The sequence below is a fragment of the Actinoplanes sp. NPDC051411 genome, assembly GCF_040682075.1.
In the GTDB taxonomy this organism is placed as follows: Bacteria; Actinomycetota; Actinomycetes; order Mycobacteriales; family Micromonosporaceae; genus Actinoplanes.
Genome location: NZ_JBFBAD010000236.1, coordinates 1 through 8410 on the forward strand (window position 1 = coordinate 1; position 8410 = coordinate 8410).

An 8410-nucleotide genomic window follows, 5' to 3' on the forward strand; every position below is an offset into this window, starting at 1 on the left:
ACTTGTGCTCATCCGATCTCGAGCTCCCCCGGCGGGACGTGCCGAACTAGGGCATGGACGTGCCGGGCACCCGCCAAGGGGCGCTCGCCTACGCGGCGAGCGCCGGTCTCGGCATGACGCTGATCTCCCAGCAGATGGTGAAGAAGCTCTAGTTTCCGTAGACCCGGGTCGGCGTGATCAGGACCGCGGTGCGGCCCTGCTCGCGCATGACCCGGTCGTATTCGGCCCAGTCGTCGTGGGTGCCGCCGGCCGCGGCGAAGATCTCCCGCAGCAGGAGGCGCAGGGCCTCGGCGTCGACGCCCGGCCGCGGGTCGTCGGGGCCGGTCAGCACGGCCGTCCCCTCCGCCGCCGCCCACTGCCAGCCGGCCCGGAAGGCCACCGTCACCTGCGGGCGGCGCCGCAGGTTGGCGAGCTTGACCCGGCCGTACGTCACGAAGCCGAGCACCGCCTCGCCGTCCCGTTCGATGATGCCGGTGTTGACCAGCGACGACTGGATGGTGTGGTCGGCGCGCAGCGTCGACACCACCGCCAGCCCGGAATCCTTGCGGCTCAGCTCCCAAGCCTCGGCCAAAGTGGTCATGAGTCCCCCTCGTCGAAAGCGCGGCGGCGCCCGACCCCTCGGGCCCACCACGCGCGAGCACGCTACCGGCAGAAGGGCCGGTCCGGCTGATCGCGCGGGGCCGGCCCGCACGTGGAATCGTTGAGGGCATGGTGGCGAGAACGGAATTGGCCCGGTTCCTGCGCGAGCGGCGGGCGCTGCTGCGTCCGGACGCCGTGGGCCTGCCCCCGGGTGGGCCGCGCCGGACGCCGGGGCTGCGCCGCGAGGAAGTGGCCGAGCTGGCGAACATGTCGGTCGACTACTACGTGCGGCTGGAGCAGGCGCGCGGCCCGCACCCGTCGGCCCGGATCCTCGACGCGCTCACGGCCGCGCTGCGGCTCGACGCCGCCGAGCGACTGCACCTTTTCCGGCTCGCCGGGGCCAGCCCGACCCCGCCGGCGGGACCGGTCCGGCGCGTACGGCCGTACGTCTCGGCGCTTTTGCATCGGATGCCGGAGGCAGCCGCCGTGGTGACCGACGCGGGTTATGACGTCATCGGCTGGAATCCGCTGGCGGCGGCGCTGCTCGGCGACCTCCGGGCGCACCCCAATCTGGCTCGCCGGCGCTTCCTCGGCGAGGCGCCGATCGCGAGCAGCGCCTACGAGGAGTTCGGGGCCGTCGCGGTGTCCCGGCTCCGGGCGGCGGCCGTGCGCTATCCGCGTGACCGGCGGCTCGGTTCGTTGCTGGCCGAGCTTCATGCCGGGAGCGAGGAGTTCCGGCAGATCTGGGCGTCCGACCCCGTGCGCTCGCCCGGCCACCGGGTGAAGACGATCGACCACCCGTCGGCCGGGCGGCTGCGGTTGAACTGCGACGTGCTGGCGGTGCCGGACGACGATCAGCAGGTCGTCTTCGTGACCGCCGATCCGGGCTCGCGGACCGCGCGGGCTTTCAAGGCGCTGGCCTGATTTCAGGCTCACGTCAGGGCGGTTTCCGCGGCCGGTCGCATCGTGGCCGCATGTCTATCTCACTCGCCGGCGTCGCGGTCCTGAGCGCAGTGTCTTTTGCTCCGCCCGCGCTCGCCACCGCTCCCGGTTGTTACGGCGACTGCAAACCGGGGGTGGTCCGATCCCAGGGCGTCCTCAAGTACGACACGCTGCCCGGCTTCAACGACCAGGTGACGGTGTTCGCGTCCGACCTCGCGCTGATGGTGACCAACCCGGCCGCCACGATGACCGCCGGGGCCGGCTGCACCCTGGTCAACGTCCATCAGGCCCGCTGTGACGTGGCGTCGTCGATCTCCGTCCGCACCCTGGACGGCGACGACACGATCACCAATGCGACGGCCGTCGCGTCCCTGCTCCGCGGCGGCGACGGCACTGACCGCCTGGTCGGCGGAACCGGCGACGACATGCTGGTCGGCGGCTTCGGCAGCGACCTGCTCCAGGGCGGGCCGGGTTCGGACACCGCCGGCTATTCCGAGGTGTCGAACCGGCTCGGCGTCCGGGCCGACCTCGACGGCGCCACCGGCGACGACGGCAGCTCCGAGGACGGCCCGGTCGGTGCCCGCGACACCATCGCCGCGGACGTCGAGAACCTGGAGGGCACCAACACCGACGACGTGCTGATCGGTAACACCGGGCCGAACGTGATCGACGGCTCGGGCGGGCACGACCAGGTGCAGGGTCTGGGCGGCAGCGACGCGCTGACCGCCGACGGCGGCGGCTCGCTCGACGGCGGCGCCGGGTCGGACCAGTGCACGTCGGATCTCCGCCTGGTGCCGAACGCGCCCGACAAGTTCCTCGGCTGCGAGCGCACCTCGATCCTGACGCCCTGAAAACGCCTCAGAAACGCAGCGCCTCGGCGATCGGGGTGTCGCCGGTGAACAGCTCGAAGGTGACCCCGATCGTCGACGGCGTGGTCAGGCAGGCGGCCAGCACGGCGGCCACGTCGTCGCGGGGAACCGGGCCACGCTGACCCAGCTCACGGGTGGCCCGGACGCGGCCGGTGCCCGGGTCGTCCGTGAGGCTGCCCGGCCGCACGATCGTGTAGTCGAGGCCGCTCGCCACGACGTACGCGTCGGCCTCGGCCTTCGCCTCCAGATAGGCCCGCATCGCGGGGCCGGCCGAGGCCGGGTCCTGGGCGCCGATCGAGGAGACCATGACGTAGCGGCGGACGCCGGTCTCCCGGGCCGCGTCGGCCAGCTTGACCGCACCGCCGAGGTCGACCGTCCGCTTCCGGGCCGGGCCACTGCCCGGGCCGGCGCCGGCCGCGAAGACCACGGCGTCGGCGCCCTTGACGTAGCCGGCGAGCGATTCGTCGTTCTCGAGGTCGCCGAGGACCGGGACCGCGCCGGCCGCCCGCAGGTCGGCCGCCTGCTCCGGCTTGCGGATCAGGCCGCGGGCGGTGTGCCCCTGGTCGGCGAGCAGCTTGAGCAACCGGAGGGCGATCTGGCCGTGGCCGCCCGCAACGAGGATGTCCATGGCTCTTTCTTACCCCTCTTCTTACCCCTCGCCGCGCTCCTCGGCGGCCGGCGGCCGGCGCAGCAGGTAGGTGTCCATGATCCAGCCGTGGTCGGAGCGCGCCTTGGCCCGTGTCTCCTTGATCTCCTCCGCGACCTCGGCGACCGGCCCCGAGCGCAGGATCTCGTCTTCGGTGCCCACGTAGGCGCCCCAGTAGATCTCGGCCTCCGGGTGGGCGGCGAACGCCTGCTGGGCGTCGAGCATCACCACCAGGTCGTCGACCCCCTCCGGCCAGCCCTCGGCGAGCCGCCGCCCGGTGGTGATCTGCACCGGCTTGCCCACGCGGTTGAGCGGCACGCGGTGCTTCGCGACGAGCGCCGAGACGCTGCTGATGCCGGGGATCACCTCATAGTCGAAGAGGGTCCGGCCGCGCGAAAGGATCTCGTCGAGGATGGCGATGGTCGAGTCGTAGAGGGTCGGGTCGCCCCAGACCAGGAACGCGCCGGTCTCGTCGTCGAGCAGGTTTTCCGAGATCAGCGCCTCGGTGACGGCCGAGCGGCGGCTGCGCCAGTCGGCGACCGTGCCCTGGTAGTCGGCCGGGGTGCGGTCACGGTCGGGGTCGCGGCCCTCGGCCACCCGGCGGCCGGGCCGCCCATACGCCTTCATCAGCCGCTGCCGGAGCTCGATCATGCTCTGTTTGGCCTCGCCCTTGTCGAGCAGGAAGAACACGTCGGTCCGGCCGATCGCCTTGGCCGCCTGCAAAGTCAGATGGTCGGGCTCCCCGGCGCCGATCCCGATCACGTAGATCTTCCTCACGGGGAAAACCCTAGTCGGGCAGGATCGGCACCGACGGGCCGAGGTCGCGGCCCAGCGAGGCGGCCCGGGTGAGGGCGGCCGAGCCGAAGCGGTCGCGGACCGCGTCGACCGCGACGTCGAGCTGATCGTCATAGGGATCGTCGAACGGCAGCGGCATCTGCACCGCGCCGTCTCCCTCGAGGTTGCTGACCGCGAGACCGACCAGCGTGAGCCCGCGGGTCTCGATCAGCGGCCGGGCCTCGGCCAGCAGCACGCGGGCGGCGTCGAGGATCGCCCGGGTCTGCATGGTCGCCTTGAGCAGGCTGCGCGAGCGGGTGGCCCGGCCGAAGTCGTCGAACCGCAGCCGGAGCGTAACCGTGCGGCCGGGCCGGTTGGCGCCGCGCAGGCGCCGGGTGACCCGGTCGGCCAGCGCGGCCAGGGTGGCGTCGATCTCGGCGAAGGGGCGCGGCCGCCGCCCGAGCGCGCACTGCGAGCCGATCGACTTGCGGCGGTGGCCCACCCGCACCCGGCGCGGGTCGTGGTTGTGGGCGAGCGCGTGCAGGTGGCGGCCGGCGTGCGCGCCGAGGATCGCGACCAGTCCGGCCTCGCCGATGCGGGCGACGTGGCCGACCGTGTGGATGCGCTGGTCGCGTAGCTTGCCCGAGGTGACCGGGCCGACGCCCCAGAGCCGCTCGATGGGCAGCGGGTGCAGGAAGGTCAGTTCGTCGCCGGGCGGCACGACCAGCAGCCCGTCGGGCTTGCCGACGCCGCTGGCCACCTTGGCCAGGAACTTGGTGCGGGCGACGCCGACCGTGATCGGCAGGCCGACCTCGTTGCGCACCCGGGCCCGCAGCCGGGCCGCGATCTCGCGTGGCGTGCCCCTGATCTTGCGGAGCCCGGCCACCTCGAGGAACGCCTCGTCGATCGAGATGCCTTCGACGATCGGGGTGGTGTCACGGAAGATCTCGAAGACCGCCTTGCTGGCGGCCGAGTAGGCGGACATGCGCGGTGGCACCACGACCGCCCGAGGGCAGAGCGCCCGGGCCTGGCCGACCCCCATCGGCGTGCGCACGCCGAACGCCTTGGCCTCATAGCTCGCGGCGAGCACGACGCCCATGCCCACGAGCACCGGACGACCGCGCAGTGCCGGGTCGTCGCGCTGCTCGACGGACGCATAGAACGAGTCCAGATCGGCGTGCAGAATCGTCGCCTCGTCGCCCACGGCCTGCATCTTAGAACAGATGTTCGATGACCGGAAGCTGCTTGGAAAAGCATCGAATCAATGGCTGTAAGTCCTTGACTATTGACCCACTCACATGAATGAGCGTTATGTGGGGAGGTTCTTTCACATAACCGCCACTCAATGCGGAGGCATTAGTGATCAAGGCTTCGACCATGAGGTCGCGGCTGGCGGCCGTCGTCGTGATCGGCACGGCCGCTGCCACGGTCCTCGGAGCGGGACCGGCCACCGCCGCACCCCGCCCCGGGCGCCACGTCCTGAACGGGAGCCAGCCGCACTGGCTGGGCAAGGCACGGGCCGCCGGCAACGCGCCGGCCGACAGCAGCACGATCTCGTTCGGCCTGCTGCTCAAGCTCCGCGACCAGGCGGGCGCCGAGGCCACCCTCGCGTCGATCTCCGACCCGGACAGCGCGAACTACGGCAACTGGCTCACCAACTCGCAGTTCGTGTCCCGCTACGCGCCCGCCGCGTCCGACGTCTCGTCCGTGCAGTCCTGGCTCAAGTCGCAGGGCTTCGCGCTCACCGAGACCCTCGGCGGCATGTACGTGGAGGCGTCCGGCACCACCGCGCAGATCAACAAGACGTTCGGCACCAAGATGGAGAACTACTCCTACCTCGGTCAGACGGTGCACGCCAACAGCACCGCCCTGTCGCTGCCGGACGGCACCCCGTCGAGCGTGGTCGGCGTCCTCGCCGGCGTCACCGGCCTCGACCAGGGCAGCGCGCTGAAGAAGCCGGCCGACACCCTGCCCGGCCCGGACACCGGCTTCCGCATCGGCACGCCGTGCTCGAGCTACTTCGGCGAGAAGATCGCCAAGGACTACCCGGCCGCCGAGGGCAAGAAGCAGCCGTACGTGACGTGCGGTTACGTGCCCAAGCAGTACGAGTCGGCGTACGGCGAGAGCGACCTGCTCAAGCACGGGATCAACGGCCGTGGTGTGACGGTGGCGATCACCGACGCGTTCGCCTCGCCGACGATCGCCAAGGACACCAAGATCTACAACTCCCGGCACGGCCTCCCGGCCTGGAGCCGTAACCAGTTCTCCCAGATCACCCCGGGGCCGAACGGCTACGACAACGTCAGCGACTGCGGCGGCTCGGGCTGGTACGGCGAGGAGACCCTGGACGTCGAGTCGGTGCACTCGATGGCACCGGGCGCCAAGGTCGTCTACGTCGGCGCGAAGGACTGCAACGCCGGCCTGGACGACGCCTGGGCGGCCACGATCGACCACCACGTGGCCGACATCGTGACCAACTCGTGGGGCACCGCGAACGACAACATCGCGGACATCACCCAGACGTCGGTCGACTTCTATTCGCAGTTCTCCCTCGAGGCGGCCCTGACCGGCATCACCGTCGACTTCTCGAGCGGTGACGACGGCGACCAGACCGCGGGCGGCACCTCGCCGGCCGACAAGACGGTCGACTTCCCGGCCGACCTGCCCTATGTGACCGGCGTCGGCGGCACCAGCGTCGGCATCGACAAGCACGGCGACCGCTCGTTCGAGTACGGCTGGCAGAACGACTACTCGTCGCTCTCGGCCGACGGCAAGTCGTGGGTCGACGAGGCGTACTCGTCCGGTGGTGGCGGCGGCACCAGCGTCATCTTCCCGCAGCCGTTCTACCAGCGCGGCGTCGTGCCGGACTCGATCTCGAAGTACTTCGGGTCGACCCGGATGCGGGCCGTGCCGGACATCTCGATGCCGGGCGACGCCAACACGGGCCTGCGGGTCGGTCAGACCCAGACCTTCCCGGACGGCGTCTACTACGACGAGTACCGCATCGGTGGCACCAGCCTGGCGTCCCCGCTGCTGGCCGGCATGCAGGCGGTGGCGAGCCAGAAGGCGCACCACCCGGTCGGCTTCGCCAACCCGCTGTACTACAAGGAGGCGGGCACCTCGGCGATCCGCGACATCGTGGCGCCGAAGACGCCGGTCCACCAGGTGCGGATCAACCTGAACAACGGCACCGACACCGCCGACGGCACGACCACGCTGCTGCAGACGATCGACGCGCAGTCGTCGACGATCCACAGCACGCGCGGCTATGACGCCGAGACCGGTGTGGGTTCGCCGGGAGCGAAGTTCTTCCACTGACCGTTTTTTGAAGGGGCGGACCGGAAACGGTCCGCCCCTTGACTTTTTATTGATCAGGTTCGATAACTAAGGAATGTTAACTAAAAGGCTCCTCGCTGGGGCCTCGGCGGCGGCAGTGGTCGCCACGGGGCTCATCCTCACGACGCGGGCAGCCGACGCTGCCACCAACTATGCGGTCGCACCCTATGTGGACCTCTCGGCCGGCAGCGCCGACTTTCTCGACACGGCGATCACCCAGGGCCATCTGACGGCCTTCACCGCCGCGTTCGTCATCGCCTCCGGCTGCACGCCGATCTGGGGCGACACGCTCACCCCCGGCAACTCCACGGTCGATCCACGGATCGCCCGGGCGAAGTCCGAGGGCGCCCAGCCGATCATCTCGTTCGGCGGCGCCGGCGGGGTCGAACTGGGCCAGGGCTGCACCAACCAGTCCTCGCTCCAGGCGGCCTACCAGAGCGTGATCACCCACTACGGCGTCAACCACATCGACTTCGACATCGAGGGCGCGGCGATCGCCGACACCGCCTCGGTCGACCGGCGCTTCAAGGCGATCAAGGGCCTGGAGAACGCCAACCCGGGCCTCAACGTCTCGGTCACCATCCCGGTGCTGGAGAGCGGGCCCGACTCCTGGGGCGCCGCGTTCCTGGCCAACGCCGCGGCCAACGGCGTCCGGCTCGACATCATCAACGCGATGACGATGGACTACGGCCACCCGAACTCGAACATGGCCACCGCGGCCGAGACGGCGGCGGCCGGCACCGTCGCCGCGGCGAAGTCGGCCGGGCTCAACGTCAGCTACGCCAACATCGGCATCACCCCGATGATCGGCAACAACGACAGCGCCGGCGAGGTGGTCAGCCAGGCCAACGCGCAGACCATCGTCAACTGGGCGCACGCCAACGGCATCGGCCGGCTCGCCTTCTGGTCGATCGGACGCGACCAGCCGTGCGCCGGCGGCGGCGTCTCACCGAACTGCTCCGGCCTCGGCGGCAGCCCGCTCGACTTCACCAGGATCTTCAACGGCGGAGGCGGCGGAGGCGGCACGACCACGCCGCCGACCACCCGGCCCACCACGCCGCCGACCACCCGGCCGACCACGCCGCCCACGACGCCGCCCGCCTCGGGCACGACCTGGGTCGCCAACCACGCCTACAAGATCGGTGACGTCGTCACCTACGCCGGCGTGAGCTACAGGTGCCTGCAGAGCCACACCTCGCTGACCGGCTGGGAGCCGCCCAACGTCCCCGCCCTCTGGCAGCGCCTCTGACATCACTGGGTGGGG

Annotated in this window: 8 protein-coding genes; 4 read left to right on the forward strand and 4 right to left on the reverse strand. The window is 71.0% G+C overall.

Annotation, left to right across the window (positions count from 1 at the left end):
- Positions 1 to 148: 148 nt before the first annotated feature.
- Positions 149 to 580, reverse strand: coding sequence for a TIGR03618 family F420-dependent PPOX class oxidoreductase (locus tag AB0M88_RS52130; protein ID WP_364115724.1), 432 nt, complete (start codon positions 578 to 580; stop codon positions 149 to 151).
- Between the two features lie 128 nt (positions 581 to 708).
- Here AB0M88_RS52130 and AB0M88_RS52135 point away from each other — a divergent pair, with 128 nt between their 5' ends.
- Both AB0M88_RS52135 and AB0M88_RS52140 read left to right on the forward strand, forming a co-directional pair.
- Positions 709 to 1503 (forward strand): helix-turn-helix transcriptional regulator, encoded by a 795-nt coding sequence (locus AB0M88_RS52135; protein ID WP_364115727.1) that lies wholly within the window; start codon positions 709 to 711, stop codon positions 1501 to 1503.
- A 50-nt stretch (positions 1504 to 1553) separates the two neighbouring features.
- Positions 1554 to 2372, forward strand: a complete 819-nt coding sequence (locus AB0M88_RS52140; protein WP_364115730.1) for a hypothetical protein — start codon at positions 1554 to 1556, stop codon at positions 2370 to 2372.
- A gap of 7 nt (positions 2373 to 2379) precedes the next feature.
- On the opposite strand, the gene AB0M88_RS52145 is transcribed toward AB0M88_RS52140, so the two are convergent.
- The 3 genes from AB0M88_RS52145 to dinB are packed head-to-tail and all read right to left on the reverse strand — an operon-like array spanning position 2380 to position 5014.
- A complete protein-coding gene (locus tag AB0M88_RS52145; RefSeq protein ID WP_364115733.1) occupies positions 2380 to 3018 on the reverse strand; it encodes an SDR family oxidoreductase in 639 nt (212 codons plus the stop codon).
- A gap of 21 nt (positions 3019 to 3039) precedes the next feature.
- Entirely contained in the window at positions 3040 to 3813 is a 774-nt protein-coding gene (gene cobF, locus AB0M88_RS52150) for a precorrin-6A synthase (deacetylating) (RefSeq protein ID WP_364115735.1), read from the reverse strand.
- Between the two features lie 10 nt (positions 3814 to 3823).
- The gene (gene dinB / locus AB0M88_RS52155; protein ID WP_364115738.1) at positions 3824 to 5014 is read right to left on the reverse strand and encodes a DNA polymerase IV; all 1191 of its coding nucleotides are present in this window, start codon (positions 5012 to 5014) and stop codon (positions 3824 to 3826) included.
- Positions 5015 to 5187: 173 nt separating this feature from the next.
- Here dinB and AB0M88_RS52160 point away from each other — a divergent pair, with 173 nt between their 5' ends.
- Both AB0M88_RS52160 and AB0M88_RS52165 read left to right on the forward strand, forming a co-directional pair.
- Positions 5188 to 7128: a S53 family peptidase gene (locus tag AB0M88_RS52160; protein ID WP_364115741.1), complete on the forward strand. Its 1941-nt coding sequence runs from the start codon at positions 5188 to 5190 to the stop codon at positions 7126 to 7128.
- A gap of 115 nt (positions 7129 to 7243) precedes the next feature.
- Complete coding sequence (locus tag AB0M88_RS52165) at positions 7244 to 8395, forward strand: carbohydrate-binding protein (RefSeq protein ID WP_364115744.1); 1152 nt, start codon at positions 7244 to 7246, stop codon at positions 8393 to 8395.
- Positions 8396 to 8410 lie beyond the last annotated feature (15 nt).

Bases quoted from the DNA above. Each gene is read 5' to 3' on its own strand.
- AB0M88_RS52130 (WP_364115724.1), bottom strand. From the start codon at position 580: ATGACCACTTTGGCCGAGGCTTGGGAGCTGAGCCGCAAGGATTCCGGG.
- AB0M88_RS52160 (WP_364115741.1), top strand. From the start codon at position 5,188: ATGAGGTCGCGGCTGGCGGCCGTCGTCGTGATCGGCACGGCCGCTGCC.
- AB0M88_RS52135 (WP_364115727.1), top strand. From the start codon at position 709: ATGGTGGCGAGAACGGAATTGGCCCGGTTCCTGCGCGAGCGGCGGGCG.
- AB0M88_RS52140 (WP_364115730.1), top strand. From the start codon at position 1,554: ATGTCTATCTCACTCGCCGGCGTCGCGGTCCTGAGCGCAGTGTCTTTT.
- AB0M88_RS52145 (WP_364115733.1), bottom strand. From the start codon at position 3,018: ATGGACATCCTCGTTGCGGGCGGCCACGGCCAGATCGCCCTCCGGTTG.